The organism is Sorangium sp. So ce363 (genome assembly GCF_051520435.1).
Lineage (GTDB): Bacteria > Myxococcota_A > Polyangia > Polyangiales > Polyangiaceae > Sorangium > Sorangium cellulosum_B.
Genome location: NZ_CP150333.1, coordinates 12,276,979 through 12,295,967, shown reverse-complemented (window position 1 = coordinate 12,295,967; position 18,989 = coordinate 12,276,979). Strand labels below are relative to the sequence as shown.

The following is an 18,989-nucleotide window of genomic DNA, read 5'->3' as shown; positions in this document are numbered from 1 at the left end:
AATCCCCTCGACCATTCACTGCACAGCGTGCCCCACAGGTCGGGTCCTAACGCCTCGTCGATCCACGGCGGGAGAGGAGATTGCTTATGCGTCACCAGCGTCACCAGCATCACCAGAGCAGCCGGTCATCGTCCCATGTCCTGTCGCGCCTGTTTCGCAGCGGCGGCGTCCCCTGTCTTTCCCTGGCGCTCGCGACGGCATGCGGTGCTGGCTCCGGCGGCAGCCCAGTCGACTCGCTGACGTCCAGCGCGACCGCGGAGGGCTCCGGCAGCGGCGGCAGTGATGGCAATGGCGGCAGCGGCACCGGCAGCGGTGCCAGCGGCGGCAGCTCCGGCAGCGGCACCGGCGGCAGCTCCGGCAGCGGCGGCGGCGCGGTCGCCCCGCCCGGCAGCTGCGGCGCGAGCGGCGCCACCGTGAGGCGCACCTACGCGCCGAGGCTGTTCACGGCGGGCGCGGATCCCTCCGGCGATGCCGAGTGCCAGGGCGTGCTCAACCCCGAGCGCGGCGTCTTCCATTTCAGGGATCTTCGAAGCCTGGGATCTGTCGCTGGCCTTCGAGACGAGGGGTACACGCTGATCTACGGTCAGGCGCTCATCGACGACTACCGTGCGCGGGACATCGATCAGCCCCTCATCGACCGGCTCGACGAGAGCTTCGCCGCCGTGCGCTCGGCGGGGCTCAAGGTGCTCCCCCGCTTCTACTACGCGACGGACATCGGCGAGGACGACGCGCCGCTCGGCCGCGTGCTGTCCCACATCGACCAGCTCAAGCCCGTCCTGGAGGCGAACGCCGACGTCATCGCCGTGCTGCACCCTGGCTTCGTCGGCGCCTGGGGCGAGTGGCACGCCTCGACGAACGATCTCACCCGTCCAGATAGCCGCAAGCAGATCTTCGACGCGCTGCTTCAGGCGCTGCCCGCGAGCCGGATGACGCTCGCGCGCCGCCCCTCGCACAAGCTCGAGGCGTACGGCGGCCCGCTGACCGAGGAGACGGCGTTCTCCGGAGCGCCGCTCTCGCGCGTCGGCCACCTGAACGACTGCTTCCTCGCGAGCGAAGACGACGTCGGCACCTACCAGCTCCCCGGCGAGAAGGCCTATGCCGCCGCGGACTCGGCGTTCACGCCCGTCGGAGGCGAGACCTGCGGCCGCAACCCGCCACGCAGCGAGTGCGCCTCGGCGCTCGCCGAGCTGTCGGCGCACCACTTCAGCTTCATCAACACCGACTATCATCCTGACGTGCTCGATGACTGGCGATCCGGGGGCTGCTTCGAGACGATCGCCTGCCGCCTCGGATACCGCTTCGTCGTGATGGAGCACGAGTCACCCGAGCAGATCGCGCGCGGGCAGCCCCTGTCCCTCCGGCTGCGCGTGTTCAACGACGGGTACGCCCGGGCCTATAACCCGCGACCGGTCTACCTCGTGCTCCAGCAGGGCGAGGCGCGGCGCGTGGCCGAGGTCGACGCCGATCCGCGCCGCTGGGCTCCTGGCGAGGAGAGCGAGATGTGCCTCGAGGCGCAGATTCCGGCCGATCTCCCGCCGGGCGACTACCAGCTCGGCCTGTGGCTGCCCGACGCATCCGAGCGCCTGCGCGACGACCCGCGCTACGCGATCCGGCTATCGAGCGGCGCGGCGTGGGACGGCGCCAGCGGCGTCAACCTGCTCGACGCTGCGGTCCGGGTGGTCGAGTGACCGGCCAGGTGGCCCCGCCGCGCGCGAGCGGCCGCACCCACGGCCCACGCTGATCCGGCGGCCGTCAGGCGCTGAGCTTCGTCGTGCTAGATCACAGCGAGGGAGACGCACAGATGAGCCAAGAATCCGAGCGAGACAAGATGATGAAGAAGACGGCCGTCCTCGAGATCCCCGGCATGGATGCCGTCATCCTCCGCAGGGATATCGCGTACCAGGCGACCGATGCACGCGCCCTGACCTTCGACCTCTACGCTCCACCAACCTCGGTGGCCGTGGCGCGGGCGCCTGCCGTCGTCTTCGTGTCCGGCTATCCGGATCCGGGGTTCGAGTCGGTGTTCGGCTGTAAACGCAAGGAGATAGGGCAGTCCACGTCGTGGGGACGGCTGGTGGCCGCATCCGGTTTCGTGGGCATCAATTACACGAACCGGGAGCCGTCCGATCTCCACGCGCTGCTCGAGCACCTCCGGCAGAACGCCGCCTCGCTCGGGATCGACGAGCGCCGGATCGGCCTGTGGGCCTGCTCCGGCAACGTCCCCATGGCCCTGTCGGCGCTGATGCGGGGAGCGAGCGGCTCGCTCCGGTGCGCCGCCCTCTGCTACGGCTTCATGCTCGATCTCGGTGCGTCCACCCGCGTCGCGGAGGCGGCGGCGCAGTTCCGGTTCGTCAACCCGTGCGCCGGGAAGTCGATCGACGACCTCCCTCCGGACCTGCCCCTGTTCATCGCCAGGGCAGGACAGGACAGGATGCCTCACCTCAACGAGACGATCGATGACTTCATTGCCGGGGCGCTGGCCCGCAACCTGCCAGTGACGCTCGTGAACCACGCCACGGCGCCGCACGCGTTCGATCTGCTCGACGACAGCGAGGCTTCGCGAGAGACGATCAGGAGCCTCCTCGGGTTCCTGCGGTTCCATCTCCTGGGGTAACGCGATCCGGCCTGCGCGCTCGGCTCGCCGGGCGCCGCCGGCGGGCGACGCCGCGAGCCCTCGCTCGGCGTCACGCTCTGACGGACGTCGGCTCGGCCGCGCCGCGCACCGCGTCGCGGAACCACTGCTGCGCCGGATCGCGGTGGTGGCGCTCGTGCCAGTACATGCGCACCTCGAAGCCGGGGAGCTTCACCGGCGGATCGACAACGCGCAAGGGGAGGATCTCCGCGAAGGCCTCGGCCACGCGCGCGCCGACGGTGACGACCAGGTCGGAGCCGGCGACCACGTGCGGCGCGAGGAGGAAGTGCGGCACCGCCAGCGCCACGCGACGGCGCTTCCCGAGCTGCGCCAGCGTCTCGTCGACGACGCCGCCGGGCGTGCCGCGCGGGGCGATGAAGACGTGGCGCATCGACGTCCAGGAGGCGAGGTCGATGCCCTTCTTCACCAGCGGGTGCCCCTTGCGCACGAGGCAGGCGAAGCGCTCGCGGTAGAGCGGGCGCGACCGGATGCCAGCGGGGAGCCCGTCGCTGCGCGCCGGGGCCACCACCACGTCGGCGTCGCCGCGGGCGAGCTGCTCCTCGAAGGAGGCGTCGAGCGCGCGGAGCCAGAGATCGACGTTCGGCGCCTCACGCCCGAGGCGATCGAGGAGCTTCGGCGCGAGGACGAAGGAGCCGTAGTCGGCGGTGGCGACGCTGAAGCTGCGGGCGGCGCTCGCGGCGACGAACGGCTCCTCGGCGCGGAAGCAGCGATCGAGAGCGCGCATCGCCTCGCGCACCGGCTCCGCCAGCTCCTGCGCGCGCGCCGTCGGGGCGAGGCCGCGCGAGGTGCGGACGAAGAGCGGATCGCCGAAGAGGCGCCGGAGCCGGCCGAGCGCATGGCTCGTCGCCGACTGGGTGAGGCCGAGCCGCTTGCCCGCGCGCGTGAGGTGCCGCTCGTCGAGGAGCGCGCCGAGCACCCGCACGAGGTTGAGATCGACCGTGGCCACGTCATGAAGGGCAGGCATGATGAGTATGTCTATCATGCAGTGGATCGATGCGCCGAGCGGGCGCATCTTCTCCCTGTCGACGGCGCGTTCGCCGTGAAAACAAGGAGCACGCACATGGACCACGCCATCGCGGGGGTTCGGGGGACACGGGCTCGGTCGTCGCCGACACGGCGCCAACGCAACAATCGCCTGGAGGTTTCAGCATGAAGGCCGCAGTCGTACATGCGCTCGGTGTCCCGCCGTCCTATGGCGATTTCCGTGAGCCGGAGCCCGGCGACGGTGAGACCGTGGTGACCGTACACGCCGCTCCGCTCAGCCCCATCGTCAAAGGCCTGGCCTCGGGCAGGCACTATGCGAGCGGAAAGAGCGGCGGCTTCGTCCCGGGCGTCGATGGCGTCGGCACGGACGCTGCGGGGAGGCGCGTCTATTTCCTGTTCCCGAAGGCGCCCTTCGGCTCGATGGCCGAGAGGTCGCTCGCCATGGACAGCATGATTGTGCCGGTGCCCGACGCGCTATCCGATGAGCAGGCCGCAGCGATCGCGACCGCGGGGCTCGCCTCCTGGATTGCGCTGTCACGCCGGGCGCTCCTCCAGAAGGGCGACACGGTGCTCGTGAACGGCGCGACGGGCGCGGCGGGGGGCATGGCGATTCAAACCGCCCGTCACTTCGGAGCGAGCAGAGTGATCGCTGTCGGTCGTGACAAGGTGAAGCTCGACCGGCTCGACGCCGACGTGAAAATTGCCTTTGACGATGACGCGGATCGATCATTGCGGGATCAATTCGATCGAGGCGTCGACGTCGTGCTCGACTTCGTGTGGGGCGAGCCGGCCGTCCGCGTTCTCCGGGCAGCGACGAAGGACCGTGGATCCAGGGCCGGCGAGCCGCGCCTGCGCTTTGTTCAGCTGGGTACCGTGGCTGGCGACGAGATCCCGATCCGAGGTGACATCCTGCGCAGCACGGGGCTCGAGCTCATCGGTAGCGGTATCGGAAGCGTTCCGGTGAAGGAGCTGCTGGCCGGGGCCGGCGAGCTCTTGGCAGCGGCCCCGGCGGCCGGCTTTCGTGCACCGTTCAAGAGTCTGCCGCTCAGCGCTGTGACCGATGCCTGGAACGAGGAGCCGGATGTGCGGTGCCTTCTCCTGCCGAACGCAAAGGCCTGAGGTCGATCATCCGCCTGCACGCAAGGAGGACTCCGATGGGCATCAACGGTGCGGTCGTTCTAGCTTGAGCGGCGAACATGTTGAAAATCGTCCAATTCTAGAGCGGGGTGCAGATTCGTGTGATACGGGCTCAGCCGCTAGGCAGGCGAGTGAGGCGTACGAAAGTACGCCGCAGCGAGCCGAACGACGCGGATGAGCCCGTAGCGCACGAAGATGCGCCCCGCTCTAATAGGTGCAGCCTCAGCCGAACAGTGCTCTCACACGGGTCAACCGATTCATGAGCGCCTGTTCCTGCCGCGACAGGGGTGCCCCTGCAGCGTCCCTCTGGCTTCGAGATGTCGGTCAGGTAGGCCCCAGATCCCGTCGCTGCGCTCCGAGCGCGGCCGGGCGCTCCTGAACGGGTGGCCGAGTCGACCGGAATACGCATTCAGCAGCAAATGAGCGTGGCTTGCGCGCAGTGTTTGTTGTACAATAAGTGAGTATGAATCAGCTTGCGAAATCAGGGGGGACAAAGGGAGCTGCCCGTCAATCAGTCCGAGGGACCCCCGCCGCGGGCGGTGGGCCTGCTCCGCGCGCAACGAGCAGCGCGATGTCGCGCATCATCGGGGGCATCGCGATCGTCGGTGCGCTCCCTCTGGCGTATTGGCTCGGCACCCGTACGGCGACGGCCGATCGTCCGGCGCTCACGGCGCGGGAGTCCGGCGCGCCGGATCGCAGCGTCTCCGCACCTATCAGGAAACCGCCCGTGATCCCAGCTGTGCGCGAGGGATCCCCCGCCGAGCCCGAGTCGGCTGTCAGCGCGCCGCCCTCCGAGCCTCTAGAACCACCGCAACAGGAGCCGTCGGCGCTCGAGCATCGCGATCGGGTTGTGGCTGAGTTGCGCGCCTCTGGCGTGGACCGCCGCCTGGGCGCGCCGGCATCGACGGTGGTCAACGGGTGGTCGAGCAAGCTCGCGCGGTTCGCGGTCGGCGGGTCGTTCGAGCAGGAGGAGTGCTACGCGAAGGGCTGCTTTGTGACCATCGTTCACCCGTCGCTGCAGGAAGCGGAGAAAGCCACCGATATCATCACCCGCACCGGCGAATTCAATGGCTGGCAAGCGGGCAAGATGCGCAGCGGTCCGATCGCTCACGACGATGGTCGCGTGGAACTTACATGGGTGATGTATCCACCACCGCCCGACGGCCATGTGCTCCCCGAGACGCTACCCCCGGACAACTTCGAGGAGCTGATGCGGCGCGGCTCCCCCCAGTGAGGAGCGCTCACGTCTGCATGATCGTGAGCGTCGGGCGCCTGTCTGGAGGTACGAAGTCTGTCGCGGGCCCGGGCTCCGACCAGACGCGCTGACCGCGCCTGCTTGTCTCGGCCCTGCTTGTCCAACCCTCCCGCGGCTACATGCCGTTGTCGTCTACTGGAGACACGCTCACGGTGGAAGTGATCCCTTCGAGCGTCACGTTCGACGGCAGCTTGCACATGACACCGACCTGCACCTCGGGACCGATCAGCGTCTTGTAGGCGTCGAGACGCACTCGACGGGTGACGCCGGCTACCTTTGTAAATGGTGCGGTTTCGGACGTGGTCCCATCCCGGGTGACCCAGGTGAGCTTGCAGTCCGGGCAGGTGCCGCCGGCGACGCAGCCCGGCAAGGCGGTGCCTCCCGCGTATTGAACCTCGGTGAACGAGATGAACCGGTTGTGCTCGGCGGAGTCGTCCGCGGGCGGAGTGATGGGACAGAACACGTCTAACTCTAAAGGCGACGAGTTGGTGATCCCGGACTCACTGCGCGTGATCCCCGAGACCCCGCTCGCGGTGGTGGCCGCCGAACACTCGATGCCGCTGACCTGGACGTTGTTCCAAGCCGGCGTGAGATCCCAGGGATCGGGGACCGTCGACGGCAGCGCGTCGGGATTGTGAAGGGAGTCGCAGTTGTCAGCAAGCTGGCACAGCATGACCTTGTAGCCGAGTATCGCCGTGAAGGTCGGCAAGACGCAGTTATAGTCCAGGCTGGCCGCAGTCAAGCCCTCGTTGGCTTCCAGCGTGTGCGTCGCATCGCTTCCCCAGAAGCTGCCAAAGGAATTGGGGTTGGAGTAGCTTGACGCATCCGCGAGCTTGATCTTGCCACTCCCGATACCACCGGTGTTGCTCACCGTTGTGCTGTAGTACTTTGATCCATTATTGGCTTGCATTCCGGCGTAGCAGCTGACGGTGCGAGAAGGAGCAAAGGACTGTCGCTGAAAATTCACGACCGCCAACATGGCTTCCGCCCATTTATAGGCATCGAAGGTGTAGCCGCCAGGACCATTCGAGCCCCACCGACTGGCCAGGGAAATCGGACAGATGACCGTCCGATTCGACTCGGTAGTGTTGAGGAGGGCGCCGCTGCTGTAGACTACGCGATCGTCCGAGAGCGGTGTCGCGAAGTGACATGCCGCCCCACCGTCCTTCAGCAGCCAATTCTTGTGCGTGGCCGACGCTACCCCGGCGAACAGAGAGCAAGCACCAAACAACGCTATCACTGCGAGCTTTTTCATGATGTTCACCTGTCAGTTCGGGATGACCGCGCTCGCGTAGTAGTTGATGGTGGTCAAATTGGGGGCATTGCAGGTCAGGCCCCAGTTCATCGTGGATTGGGAGCCGAATTCATTGAAGAAATACATGCTGCCGCTCCCTGTCCACGAGCTCGGCCCCGGGGTGGAGCAGCCCTGATTCGGGTCCGCCGAGCACGCGTAACGCGTGACTCCATAAGAGATGGATCCGTTGGTTGCCTTCTCGAACTGACGGCAGCTCACCGAAGCAGTGCTGGCAGCATCATACACATTTACCACGGTTGCCACAGGGTCCACGTAGGTCGGATCATCGCTGGCCACTCCGTAGTAAGCCGTTGACCGCCGCGTGATGGGACAGAACACCGTGACCCCTCCAGGGGCCAAGGTCAAGATTCCCCCTGTGCTGCGCTGGAGATACACCTCGTCACTCGATGTTCCAGCGACGCATCGACTCCCACTCATGTTCACGTTGTTGTCCCCCCGGGTGTAGATGAAGTTGACCGGCGCCGCGTCCACCCCAACCGCCAGAGAGCTGACCACACCGAGCGTCAGCGCCTGCATTTGTAATTTCATCATGTCCTCCTTAGGATTCCCTTCCCACGTGCGAACCCCGAGAAACAACCGGGCCCCGCCTCACGTAGCCGCATGGTTTCGCATCCGGCGCACAGGTTCTTCGTGAGACCTCGGAGAGGCGCTTCCGACGTTGCGTGTCGCCCGTTGCTGCACCTGATGCGCTTGCCCGCTGGTGTCCATTGAAGAATAGCGAGCAACACGCGCCAGAGGGCGTGGCCGCGGGGAGCTCCAGCACCCCGCGTGCCAGAGGCCGAGGAGAGCTGAGCCCTGGGGCGCCCGCCTCCGCCACCGCGGCGTCGGCAGCGCGTGAGGGGCTGGCAGTGCAGCTGCGGCCTGGGGACAGCTCCGGCCAGGCGACAGGCGTAGTGAATATTGCCGTCGCTGATCACGGAGCATGTCACGGTGCGGGCGTGACATGTCACGGTACAGGCGTGACATGTCACGGTACAGGCGTGACATGTCACGGTGTAGCGCGTCAGTAAAAAGTTACTGTCGCTCGACAGAGTCTGCCGCTCAGCGCTGTGACCGATGCCTGGAACGAGGAGCCGGAGGTGCGGTGCCTTCTCCTGCCGAACGCAGAGGCCTAAGGTCGATCATCCGCCTGCATGCAAGGAGAACTGGTCATCCGGCCGCCCGCGCGTTTGAAGAACGCGCCCGGTGTGAGCCCGACGAGCTGACGGAAGTCGGCGATGAGGTGGGCCTGGTCATAATAACCCGCGTCTGCGGCGATGCGTGCCCAGTCGCACGAGGTCGCAGCCATTCGCACCGCGCGTTGCAGGCGGACGGTCCGCGCGAACTCCTTCGGGCCGATGCCGACGTTCTCGGTGAACGCACGGCGAAGATGCCGCGCCGTGACGCCGAGCCGACCGGCAACACGCTCCACGCGGAGTTCGCCCCCTTCGAGCAAGCGAACCGCACGACGAGCGAGCTGCCCCGATGCCGTGTCGAGTGGTTGGCCGGCACGAAGGGCGAGCGCCCGGGCGACGCGGTCCATCACGTCCACGCGGCTCCTCGCGGCGAGTAGCTCACCGCAGAGCTCGCACGCCGCGCGGCCCCACACGTCCTCCAGCGGAACGATCCGGTCCGTGAGCTCGCTCGCTGCTACACCGAGCAGCGGAACCGACCACCCTGGCTTGAACCGAAGAGTGACCGTCCGCGCGAGGCCTGTCTTGCTCTTGAATACCGCGCGTGTTCGGGGGCCTGCGACCCACACGTCCCCCTCGCGCCCACCCTCGAGCGCTCGAAAAAAGAGGCCTGTTCTGCCGTCGGGAAGCCACTCGACGTCGAGCACCTGCCCGGGGGGTGGCGCGACCTCACGGATGTCCTCGACGAAGCGCGGGAGCGCGAGGGTGGGGAGATCGATCGCTGCGGCCACGTTCGTCACTCTTACGCCTCTCGTGCGGCCGTTCAAGCCGACGCGGGTGGCCGCGTCGATCGGCTACCGCTCGCTGTCGAGAGCCTTCATGTGCTGGGCGGGGTAGCGCGTGCCGCCGATCGCGTCCGCTGGCACGATGCTCTCGAGCGCCGCGACGTCGCTCGCCGACAGCGGCTTGTCGAGGGCCACGAGGGCATCGTCGAGCTGGGCTCGCGTACGGGCCCCGACGATCGGCACCAGCGCGGGCTGCTTCGCCAGCACCCACGCGAGCGCGACCTGAGCCGGCGTCATCCCTCGCTCGCCGGCGAAGGCGCGCAGCCTCTCGACGACGCTCGCGTTCTTTGCCCCCTGTTCGCCCGCGAAGCGTGGCATGTACTGTCGGAAGTCCCCGCTCCCCGAGGGCTTGCTGCCGGTGAGCAGCCCCCGCGAAAAGACCCCGTAGAGCGTCGCGCTCGTCCCGAGCTCTGCGAGCGCAGGGAAGATGGACGCCTCGGGCCCGCGCGTTGCGATCGCGTACTCGATCTGCAGGTCCACGATCGGGTGCACCTTGCTCGCGCGCCGGATCGTCTCGACCCCCACCTCGGACAGCCCGATATGCCGGACGAAGCCGGCCTTGATGAGGTCGGCGATGGCCCCGACGGTGTCCTCGATGGGCACCTGCGGGTCGAGACGCGCGGGGCGGTACACATCGATGACCTCCACGCCCAGCCGGTGCAGGCTGTACGCCGCGAAGTTCTTCACGGCCGCCGGGCGGGTGTCGATGCCCAGCGCGGCGCCGTCCGGGCCGCGCATCGCGCCGAACTTCACCGACAGCTGGACCTTGTCGCGCACCCCCTCGATCGCGCGCCGGAGGAGGAGCTCGTTGTGCCCGTTGCCGTAGAAGTCTCCGGTGTCGATCAGGGTGATCCCTCGCTCGATGGCGTGGCGGATCGTCGCCACGCTCTCGGCGTCCTCGGCCGGGCCGTAGGCGCCGGACATCGCCATGCAGCCGAGGCCGACGGGAAAGACGCTGGGCCCGGTCTTGCCCAGCGGAGTCGATCGGAGCGGGGAGCGGCGCATCGTGGCGTCGAGGTGGGTCATGTGGTGTTCATGCCACGCGCCCGAGGCTTCCGATTGGAAAAACCGGACATTCGGGGACCCCGGCACCTCGTTCCAACCGGGCACCAGACCCGTGGATCAAACCCGCGGCGGACGGCCCCCTCGGTCATGGAGTGGCCCCGAGCAACGGCGTCATGTCCGGATCCGCCTTCTGCATCGCGCGCCGATACGCGGGGCGCGCGCCGATCCGCTGCAGATAAGCCAGGATGTTCGGCCACGGCGAGAGATCGTACGGCTTGAACAGCCGCATGGTGGTCAGCGAGAACACCGTCATGATGTCCGCCGCCGTCAGCTCCGGACCGGCGAGATAAGGCGCCTCACCCAGACGCTCCTCCACCGTGGAGAAGATCAGGTTGAACCGATCCTTCGCCGCCTGCAGCGCCGCATTCTTCTCGGACGCATCGACGCGCTCCAGAGACCACACCCGCAAGACGGCCGGCTGCAAGGTCTCGTTGGCGAAATGGAACCAATAGAGATAATCGGCGAACCCGGGCCGGCCGTGCTTCACGGCGAGCCGCCCCTCGCCATGGGTCGCGATCAGATACTCGGCGATCGCCCCGGATTCGCCGAGCACCAGTTGCCCGTCGGTGAGGATCGGCGCCGTCCCCATCGGGTGCAGCGCCTTGTATTCCGGCGGCGCCATCCTGTTGTCCTTTCGGCGCTCGTACCGTTTCAGCTCATAGTCGAGCCCAAGCTCCTCGCAGAGCCAGACAATCCGCTCCGACTGGGAACGCCCGAGGTGATGCACGGTCAGCACGTTGTTCGCCATGAGCTCAATGTACGACCGCACGTCGCGGGGTGCTTGCCGGTAGCTCTCTGCTTCTTGCTCGATCCTCTCGCCGGAGACACAAAAGCGCGATGGTGCTACGCTCGCCACATGAACCTGGCGGCGCTCGCCGAGCTCGCTGCAAGCCAGCTCCCTCGCCCGAAGGACCGCGCTAGCCAGTACGTGCGACCGCTGAAGAACCTCGGCATCCTCCGGCACCACCAGCCGACATCGTTCGAAGCCGCGGTCTACGAGCCGGTCATGGGCCTTGTGCTCCAGGGGCGAAAAGAGACGGTGCTGGGAGCCGATTCGTTTCCGATGAGCGTTGGCGAGTGTCTGCTCATCAGCCACGACCTTCCGGTGATCGCGCGCGTCACGAAGGCCCCGTACCTCGTGCTGCTCTTCGATGTCGAGCTGGATACGCTGCGCGACCTGTACGAAGCGATGGCCGACTCGCTTCCCTCTGCCGCACAGCCTCGCTCGCTCGCGGTCCACACCTGCGATGCCAGGCTCGTCGACGCGCTCCATCGCTATCTCGCGCTCGCGGGCGCGCGGACGGATGCAGCGGTGCTTGGTCCGCTCGTCTCGCGCGAGATCCACTACCGGCTCGCGACAGCGCCGTTTGGCGGCATGTTGCGCGACCTGATCCGCCATGACAGCCACGCCAGCGCCATCGCGCGCGCGATCGCACAGCTGCGGCGTGACTTTCGATCGCCCGTCGAGATCCCCAGGCTCGCGCGCAGCGTCGGGATGAGCGCGTCTTCATTTCACAAGCACTTCAAGGCGATCACGGCGTCGTCACCGCTCCAGTATCGAAAGAGCCTGCAGCTCCTCGAGGCCCGCCGCCTGTTGCGCGCCGGCGCGATCTCGGTCTCCGCGGCGGCATTCGACGTCGGCTACGAGAGCGCGGCGCAGTTCAGCCGCGATTACACGCGCAAGTTCGGCGTATCGCCGAAGCACGACATCCCGGCATGATTGCTGGCCCGCGGCGCTAGCCGGTGAGCGAGGCCTCCAGCCGGTTACCTGCCGCGCGGTGGCCGAGCACCGCCAGGGCCTTCTCGACGATCACGCCCCCCGCCTCCGCGGCGGGCAGCCCGCCGGCGTGGATGCTGGAGATCACCGTGTATTCGAAGCCGATCGCAGGGTTGCCGCTGAAGGCGGCGGCCGCCTCCTGGTCCGCGCCGGGCGTGAGGCGGTAGGCGAGGTAGGCCGAGAGGCTGCTCGACGCCTGCTCGCCGCTCCCAGGGCGCTCGCCGAGCAGCACGATGACCAGCCGCGCCGCGAGCCGCTCGGCGACGGCCTCCGCGAGCTTCACCCGGCCGTAACGCGCGAGCAGCGGCTGGCCGACGGTCACGCCGCGCGCCCCCAGGCCGTCCAGCAGGACCGGGAGCAGGTCAGGGATGTTGCGGTGGACGGCCTCGGCGCTCAGGCCGTCCGACACCACGATCTGCACCTCGGCCTCCTCCGGCGCGAGCCGGGCGGCGCTCTCCGGGGAGAGGCGCGCCCCCGCGTCGCCGGAGCCGAGGTGCTCTCCCTTGCTGGCCGCCGTCGTGGCGATGAGGCGGAACGCGGCGACGCGGGCCAGCTCGTCCTCGCGCAGCTCGGTGGCGAGCGCCGCCCGCGCGATGGCCTCGTCGCGGCGACCGCGCCGGCTCACCGCGTTGGCCGGGCGCGGGCCGGCGGTGGCAAAGCCATAGGCGGCGGGCGTGGCCGCGAGCAGCTCGGCGAGCTCGGCCTCGTCCGGGCAGAACTGCCGCACGTCGCCGAAGCGCGGCCCGCGGGAGATCGCGCCCGCCTCGCCCTGCCCCTCCCCCGCGCGCGCCAGGATGCCCCGCGCGAGGGCCCACTCCAGGAACTCGCCGCCGGGCGCGCGGCCATGGATCTCCCGCAACGTCTGCACGTCATGCCCGCTCGTGTCGAAATAGGCGAGCATGCGATCGGTGTTGAGACAGACATCCATGTAGTAGTTGGCGCCCGCGGCGGTGAGGAGCTGCGTCGCCATCTGCTGGCCCTCCAGCGTGACGTGGGCGTGGAGGGTGTAACAAGGAGCCATGCCCATGGGCACGCCGAGGAGCTTGCCCATGAAATGGTCCTGGAGGTTCGCGAGGATCATCTCGCGGTCGTCGAGGTGCGTCTCCGGGCCGATGAAGCCGGTGACGTTGTTGAGCATGAACGGGTCCCAGCGGCGGGCGAGGCCGTAACAGAGCGCCTCGGCCGTGGCCATGTCGATGCCGTCGTGCTTGCCGTACGTGAGCTCGCTGCCCTGGCCGGTCTCGAAATACATGAACTGCTCGGCCTGGCCCGCGAGCGGGCCGCGCGCGGCCATGCGGCGATAGCCCTCGTCGAGGAGATCCACGGTGACGTCGAACTCGGTGACACAGCAGGACTCGGTGCCGGCCAGGCTCTGAAAGAGGATCTCCACGGGCGCGCCCTGGTCGAGCGCGGCGAGCTGCACCTTGAGGTGCGACAGGCAGCAGATCTGCGTGGGGACGCCGGTCGCGCGGCGGATGCGGTCGAGGTGGCGGAGGATCGCGGCGGTGGTCTCCACCGTGCCGGACGCGGGGTTGACGCCGAGCAGCGCGTCGCCGGCGCCGAGGGAAAGGCCCCAGTAGAGCAGCAGGGTGATGCCCCGGAGATCGTCGGTGGGGTGGTTCGGCTGGAGGCGCGAGGCGAGCGTGCCCGGGGCGCCGAGGAGCGTGCGGGCGCGGGTCGGGCGGCTGATCTTGCGGGCGAGGTACACGAGCTCGTGCACGTCGCAGAGCTTGGCGAGCGCCGCGGCCATGACCCCGGTCAGGGCGCGGCCGAGGCGCGCCACCTCCGGGCCGGGCGCGCGGAGCAGGTGGTCCTTGAGCTCGCCGAGGCGCAGCGAGGCGATCCGGGCGAACGCGTCTCGGTCGATGTCGTAATTGACGCGCATCACCGCGTCGATCTCGCCCCGCGCGTCGGTGAGCGGGTGATCGTGGAGGTGCTCCAGGGTCAGCTCGCTGAGCAGCTCCCGCGCGGCTTCCCGCGCCGCGTCGTCGCTCGCCGCGAGGCCTGCCTGGCGATCGCCGGCCTTGCTGCAGTCGGCGGCGCCGAGGAGCCGCTTCAAGCCGCGGAACGAGCCGCCGTGGCCAGGCAGGCGGGCCGCATAGACAACGTCGGTCCGGGGGCGAGGGACCTCGATCCGATCGAGCGGGGTCGGTTCCTTCACGGCGCGCTCCTCCCTTCACGGAAGGTTCGCCGAGCGACGTCATGGCGTCATCCCGTAGAACGAGACGGGCAGGACCTGATCGCACAGGCGGCCGACCTGGACGAACCGAGCGCCGTGCGCCTGCACCTCGTCGATGACGAGGAGGTCGATCGGCAGCGCGCCCCAGCCGGTCACGTAGCCCCCGAGCGTCTTGCCCGCGTTCTGCGCGGTGAGCAGCACGAGGGGGTGCTCGGGGATCGGTCCGGCCCGGCGCAGCGCGCCGGCGATGCGCGCACCGAGGCGCTTGAGGGTGGTCGCCGAGACGTCGTCGAGGGCGATCTCCAGAGAGCCGCCGCGGGTGCTCCGGCGGAAGAAGTCGACGGCGTGATCGAGCTCGGCGTCGGAAGAGGCGGGCGAGAGACGCGCCAGGATGGGCAGGTCGCGCAGGGGCAAGCGCTCGGGGCGCGGGAGGAACAGCGTCGCGCCGGAGAGCTGGGTGGCGTGGCGCAGCAGGCCGTACGCCGTGGCCCGGCCCATGCTGGCCGGCGTCGCCACCCGCGCGCTCAGCCGGGGGGAGGCGAGGATCGCGCGGGCGAGGTCCACGCCGAGATCGCCGTGGTGAGCCGGCTCGGGCAGGGGGCGCCCGGCCAGGCCGGCGTAGATCAGCTCGCCCACGCCCCCGGAGAACGTGAGGGTGGGCGCCGCGATCCCCTCCGGCAGCGCGAAGGGCACCTGCACGTGGCGCGCGGCCGCGGGCGTGTCGAAGGCGCCGGCGCGCCCCGCGATCGCCGCCTCGAGCAGATCCACGTAGAAGGCGACAACGGCCTCGGCCTCGGCCTGCGGGAGCACCTCGCCCGGGCCGCGGCGTAGCCCGAGGTGGTCGAAGGCGGCGCGGGCCTCGGGCGAGAGCGCGCGGAGGCGGCGCGAGCGCGGGTCGAGCGCGACGTGGCGCGCGCCCACGAGGAGGCAGCCGGTGCGCTGGACCTCGCCGGCCAGGCCGAGCGCGAGGTTCGTGGTGCCGCCGCCGATGTCGAGGTTGACGACGGGCTCGCCGGGGCGCGCGCGCGACAGGGGAGCGGCGCTGCCCATGAAGGCCACCCAGGACTCGAGGCAGGGGTCCTCGGCGACGGCGAGCAGCGCCTCGCCGACGCGCGCGCGGATCAGCGCGGCGAGCGCGTCGGCGTTGCTCCGGCGCGCGGCGAGGCCGGTGATGATCGCGCCGCCGCCGAAGAGGGCCCCGGGCGCCACGCCCGCCTCGGCGAGCCAGCGATCGAGGAGCGCCGCCGCGGCGTCGAGATCGAGGGCGTCGCCGGCGAGGGGCGTCAGCGCCATCTCCGATCGGTACCGCTCCTCCAGCGCGCCGAGCTCCACCCGGCCGCTGCCCGCGGCGCGCGTGAGCGTCGCCGAGGCGGCCACGGCGCAGCTCGTGGTGGAGCCGAAATCCAGGCCGAGCAGGGTGACCTGGGCGCCCATCACCGGACCTTCCTGATCTTCATGGCCAGGCCCCAGTCCTACCGCACCGGCGCCCGCGCGCCGCTCCACGTCAGGGACGTCAGAGCACCCGCTCGAACGCGCCCTGCAGCGCAGCCCGACCGCCGCGCTCGACGACGTCGCCGTGCGCCACCACGATGCGCTCCGGCGCCCACGCGAGCATCCGCTCCACCGAGGCGCGCACCGCCGCGCGATCGCGCATCATCGAGCGCGCGATGCGCGACGGGCCGAACCTCCCGTAGGCGCCGTTCAGGCGCATGAAGAGGCGCGTCGGGAGGTGCTCGCTCTGCGCGATGTGAAAGCAGAGATCCCAGACGAAGAGGGTCCTGCTCGGCCGGTGGAAGAAGACCGTCTCCTCGAGCTTCGGCATCCCGCCGACCGCCACCTGGTCGATCTCGGCCGACCAGAGCGGGTCCGGCGCGCCGTCGAGCGCGCCGGTGAACGTCACGTCAGGGCGCTTCTCGCGGAGCCCCCGCGCGCCGACCAGCCGCGCCCCCGGGAACAGCCGCGCCGCCGGCGAGAGGCCGAGGTGGTGCAGCAGGTTCGGCGCCACGATCGCCCGCACCTCGCCGAGCGCGCGGATCTCGTCCGCCTCCCGCTCCACGCTCGGGAGCGGCGAGAACAGCAGCAGCCCGCCGCCCTCGAGGCGCACGATCGGAGATCGCACCGGAAACCGGAGAAACCCCACCTTCAACGTGTCTTCCGCAACCCAGAGGGATTGATCGAGCCGTCGCAGCATGCTCCAATTGGTAAATCAGCTTGACCATTTGGTCAAGCAAATTGACTATCATGAACAAACACGACCTCGATCCATGCGACGTCGCCGAGCTCGAGCGGCGCAAGCGCGCGAGCCTCGGGCAGCTCCTGCTCCGCTCGGCGCGGCTGCTCGACGAGCGGGCGGTGGCGCGCGTCGCCCGGCGCGGCGCGACCGGGGTGCGCCGGGCGCACACGGCGCTCATGCCGTACATCGATCTCGAGGGCACGCGGCAGATCGACCTGGCGGAGCGCGCCGGCGTGACGAAGCAGGCGGTGGGTCAGCTCGTGGAGGAGCTCGAGGCGGCGGGCGTGGTGGAGCGGACGCCCGATCCGGACGACCGGCGGGCGAAGCGGGTGCGGTTCACGCCGCACGGGCTGAAGATGCTCCTTTACGGGCTCGGGGTGCTGCAGGAGCTGGAGGAGGAGCTCACGCGAGCCCTGGGGGAGAAGCAGATGGCCTCGCTGAAGAAGGGGCTCACCGCGCTCCTCGCGGCGCTGGAGGCGCCGGAGGCCCCGGAGACGCCGCCGGAGGGCCGGTGAGCGCGGGCGCGGCGGGGCTCCCGGGAGCGCCGGCGGGGTGGGGCTCGCGGCCCAGCGCGTGCGGCAGGAGCCGCGCGATGTTGCGCGCGTCGTCGATGGCGCGGTGCTGCGTCCCCTGAAACGAGAGGCCGACCCGGCGCAGGGCCTGCCCCACGCCGAGCTCGCGCTCGGCGCCGAGGCGGCGGGCAAAGGCCCGCTTGAGGTTGAGGTGATCGCCGCCGAAGGGCAGCGCCACCCCGTGGCGGCGGGCGTCGCGCTCGATCTGCCGCTTGTCGTAGCCGCCCCAGGAGCAGAAGAGCGCCTGTTCTCCGCGCACCAGCTCTCTCAGCCGCGCCGCCGCCGCGGGGAAGCGCGGGGCGGCGTCGACGTCGGCCTGGCGGATGCTCGTCAGCCGCATGCAGAACGCCGAGAGGCGCGGGTGTCGGATCGGGCGCACGAAGCACTGCAGCTCCGCGGCGGGTCGCAGGGTGCCGGCATCGACGAGCACGGCGCCGACCTCGATGATCTCCATCTCGTCGCGGGGGAAGGCGGGGTCGTCGCTGCAGGTCGCCTCGAGATCGATGACCAGGTAGTGAGTGAGGGAAGACATCGGCGTTCTCCTTGAATTCGTTGCGGGTAGTCTGCGGTCGCGATGACCGGAGGACCCGGACACGATTCCGGACACGCCGAGGGCTTCCCCTGGCGCCGCCGCCGCGATAGGACAGCGCCGTGACACGCCCCATCGCACGGTGGATACCTCTCCTCGCAGCGCTCGCCGCCGGGTGCGCCCCGGCGCCGCCCCCCGCGGCCCCGACGGCCGAAGAGGTCACGGCGAAGAAGGCCGCCAGCGTGGCGCTCACCGCGCTGTTGAACCGCAAGTTCGACGTCCAGGGCTGCGACGCCTCCGAGGCGCGCGTGGTCCAGGAGGTTGAAGCGCGCTCGGGCACGCCCCAGGGCGAGCGCTGCGCCATCCTCGTCGCGCGCAGGAGCGACCGGACATGGCTCGTCGCCGTCCGCTCCTCGCTCTCGTCAGCCTCCGTCGGGGCGCAGGCGCTCGTGACCGTGCTCCCCGAGGCCGAAGGCGTCGGCGCCATCGAGTACACGCCCTGATCCGCGCGGCGGCGGCGCTCACCGCGCCGTGGCGACGAGGAACAACCGCCGGAACGGAAACGGCGTCTTCCCGTCCGCCGCCTTCGGATACGCCGCCGCCACCCGCCCGCCGTACTCCTCCAGGAACTCGGCCCGCTCGTGCTCATCGAGCGCCGCGAGCAGCGGCCGCAGCGCCGTCCCCTTGGTCCACTCGACGACCGGATTCGCGCCCTCGAGGACGTGCAGATACTCCGTCTCCCAGATGTCGAGCCGCGCCGCGTGCGGCGCCAGCATCCCGTAATACGCCGCCGGCGCCGCGACCGGGCTCTCCCTCACCACCGCCGCCAGCTTGTCGCGGAAGCGAGGCAACCGGCTCGCCTCCACCATCGCCGCGTGCGACGGCGCGCCGTGGTTCCTCGGCATCTGCACCGCCAGCACGCCGCCGGCCGCGAGCCGCCCGAGCAGCGCCGGGAACAGCGCCTGGTGGTCGTCGAGCCAGTGCAGCGCGGCGTTGCTGAAGATCAGCGCGGGCGGCGCGGACGACGCGAAGCGCGCGATATCGCCCTCGACGAACCGCGCCCCGGGCAGCGCGGCGCGCGCCTGCGCCAGCATCTCCGGAGAGCTGTCGACCCCGAGGATCCCCCGGCCCGGGAAGCGCTGCGCCACGAGGCGGGTGATGTTGCCGGCCCCGCACCCGAGATCGACGATGTCGCCCGGCGCGGTGAGGTCGACCCGGCCGAGCAGGTCAATCGCAGGACGCGCCCTCTGGTCCTCGAACTTCAGGTACTGCGCAGGATCCCAGTCCGCCATTGCGCCCTCCACCGATCCAGCGCGGCAGAGCGTGAGCCCAC

At 69.8% G+C, this 18,989-nt stretch carries 18 protein-coding genes; 7 read left to right on the top strand and 11 right to left on the bottom strand.

Annotation, left to right across the window (positions count from 1 at the left end; translation table 11 throughout):
• Positions 1 to 86: 86 nt before the first annotated feature.
• Both WMF12_RS46245 and WMF12_RS46240 read left to right on the top strand, forming a co-directional pair.
• Complete coding sequence (locus WMF12_RS46245; RefSeq protein WP_437855462.1) at positions 87 to 1,688, top strand: DUF4832 domain-containing protein; 1,602 nt, start codon at positions 87 to 89, stop codon at positions 1,686 to 1,688.
• A gap of 113 nt (positions 1,689 to 1,801) precedes the next feature.
• Positions 1,802 to 2,614: an alpha/beta hydrolase gene (locus tag WMF12_RS46240; RefSeq protein WP_437855459.1), complete on the top strand. Its 813-nt coding sequence runs from the start codon at positions 1,802 to 1,804 to the stop codon at positions 2,612 to 2,614.
• A 70-nt stretch (positions 2,615 to 2,684) separates the two neighbouring features.
• On the opposite strand, the gene WMF12_RS46235 is transcribed toward WMF12_RS46240, so the two are convergent.
• Positions 2,685 to 3,617, bottom strand: a complete 933-nt coding sequence (locus WMF12_RS46235) for a LysR family transcriptional regulator (RefSeq protein WP_437855455.1) — start codon at positions 3,615 to 3,617, stop codon at positions 2,685 to 2,687.
• A gap of 185 nt (positions 3,618 to 3,802) precedes the next feature.
• Between WMF12_RS46235 and WMF12_RS46230 the strand changes: the two genes are divergently transcribed.
• Both WMF12_RS46230 and WMF12_RS46225 read left to right on the top strand, forming a co-directional pair.
• The gene (locus tag WMF12_RS46230) at positions 3,803 to 4,756 is read left to right on the top strand and encodes a zinc-binding dehydrogenase (RefSeq protein WP_437873962.1); all 954 of its coding nucleotides are present in this window, start codon (positions 3,803 to 3,805) and stop codon (positions 4,754 to 4,756) included.
• A 589-nt stretch (positions 4,757 to 5,345) separates the two neighbouring features.
• A complete protein-coding gene (locus tag WMF12_RS46225) occupies positions 5,346 to 6,008 on the top strand; it encodes a hypothetical protein (RefSeq protein WP_437855450.1) in 663 nt (220 codons plus the stop codon).
• 136 nt (positions 6,009 to 6,144) lie between these two features.
• Here the strand turns inward: WMF12_RS46225 and WMF12_RS46220 are convergent, their stop codons facing one another.
• The 5 genes from WMF12_RS46220 to WMF12_RS46200 form a co-directional block, all read right to left on the bottom strand.
• Positions 6,145 to 7,284, bottom strand: a complete 1,140-nt coding sequence (locus tag WMF12_RS46220; protein WP_437855446.1) for a hypothetical protein — start codon at positions 7,282 to 7,284, stop codon at positions 6,145 to 6,147.
• A 12-nt stretch (positions 7,285 to 7,296) separates the two neighbouring features.
• Entirely contained in the window at positions 7,297 to 7,872 is a 576-nt protein-coding gene (locus WMF12_RS46215) for a hypothetical protein (protein ID WP_437855444.1), read from the bottom strand.
• Between the two features lie 583 nt (positions 7,873 to 8,455).
• Positions 8,456 to 9,283, bottom strand: coding sequence for a helix-turn-helix domain-containing protein (locus WMF12_RS46210; RefSeq protein ID WP_437855442.1), 828 nt, complete (start codon positions 9,281 to 9,283; stop codon positions 8,456 to 8,458).
• A 27-nt stretch (positions 9,284 to 9,310) separates the two neighbouring features.
• The gene (locus tag WMF12_RS46205) at positions 9,311 to 10,327 is read right to left on the bottom strand and encodes an aldo/keto reductase (RefSeq protein WP_437855437.1); all 1,017 of its coding nucleotides are present in this window, start codon (positions 10,325 to 10,327) and stop codon (positions 9,311 to 9,313) included.
• Positions 10,328 to 10,451: 124 nt separating this feature from the next.
• Complete coding sequence (locus tag WMF12_RS46200) at positions 10,452 to 11,102, bottom strand: glutathione S-transferase family protein (protein WP_437873961.1); 651 nt, start codon at positions 11,100 to 11,102, stop codon at positions 10,452 to 10,454.
• 120 nt (positions 11,103 to 11,222) lie between these two features.
• On the opposite strand from WMF12_RS46200, the gene WMF12_RS46195 reads away from it, so the two are divergent.
• Complete coding sequence (locus WMF12_RS46195; protein WP_437855433.1) at positions 11,223 to 12,086, top strand: AraC family transcriptional regulator; 864 nt, start codon at positions 11,223 to 11,225, stop codon at positions 12,084 to 12,086.
• Positions 12,087 to 12,102: 16 nt separating this feature from the next.
• Here the strand turns inward: WMF12_RS46195 and eutB are convergent, their stop codons facing one another.
• The 3 genes from eutB to WMF12_RS46180 form a co-directional block, all read right to left on the bottom strand.
• Positions 12,103 to 14,304 carry an ethanolamine ammonia-lyase subunit EutB gene (gene eutB / locus WMF12_RS46190; RefSeq protein WP_437855425.1) on the bottom strand — a complete coding sequence of 734 codons (2,202 nt, stop codon included), beginning with the start codon at positions 14,302 to 14,304 and terminating at the stop codon, positions 12,103 to 12,105.
• A 39-nt stretch (positions 14,305 to 14,343) separates the two neighbouring features.
• Positions 14,344 to 15,756, bottom strand: coding sequence for an ethanolamine ammonia-lyase reactivating factor EutA (locus tag WMF12_RS46185; protein WP_437855411.1), 1,413 nt, complete (start codon positions 15,754 to 15,756; stop codon positions 14,344 to 14,346).
• Positions 15,757 to 15,835: 79 nt separating this feature from the next.
• On the bottom strand, positions 15,836 to 16,513 hold the full coding sequence (locus WMF12_RS46180; protein ID WP_437855395.1) for a DUF4336 domain-containing protein: 678 nt from the start codon (positions 16,511 to 16,513) through the stop codon (positions 15,836 to 15,838).
• Positions 16,514 to 16,563: 50 nt separating this feature from the next.
• Between WMF12_RS46180 and WMF12_RS46175 the strand changes: the two genes are divergently transcribed.
• On the top strand, positions 16,564 to 17,070 hold the full coding sequence (locus WMF12_RS46175; RefSeq protein ID WP_437743091.1) for a MarR family winged helix-turn-helix transcriptional regulator: 507 nt from the start codon (positions 16,564 to 16,566) through the stop codon (positions 17,068 to 17,070).
• Here the strand turns inward: WMF12_RS46175 and WMF12_RS46170 are convergent.
• Positions 17,006 to 17,659, bottom strand: a complete 654-nt coding sequence (locus tag WMF12_RS46170) for an exonuclease domain-containing protein (protein ID WP_437855327.1) — start codon at positions 17,657 to 17,659, stop codon at positions 17,006 to 17,008. The two genes, WMF12_RS46175 and WMF12_RS46170, sit on opposite strands and share 65 nt — an antisense overlap.
• A gap of 119 nt (positions 17,660 to 17,778) precedes the next feature.
• On the opposite strand from WMF12_RS46170, the gene WMF12_RS46165 reads away from it, so the two are divergent.
• The gene (locus WMF12_RS46165; protein ID WP_437855316.1) at positions 17,779 to 18,159 is read left to right on the top strand and encodes a hypothetical protein; all 381 of its coding nucleotides are present in this window, start codon (positions 17,779 to 17,781) and stop codon (positions 18,157 to 18,159) included.
• Between the two features lie 18 nt (positions 18,160 to 18,177).
• Here the strand turns inward: WMF12_RS46165 and tam are convergent, their stop codons facing one another.
• The gene (gene tam / locus WMF12_RS46160; protein ID WP_437855313.1) at positions 18,178 to 18,948 is read right to left on the bottom strand and encodes a trans-aconitate 2-methyltransferase; all 771 of its coding nucleotides are present in this window, start codon (positions 18,946 to 18,948) and stop codon (positions 18,178 to 18,180) included.
• Positions 18,949 to 18,989 lie beyond the last annotated feature (41 nt).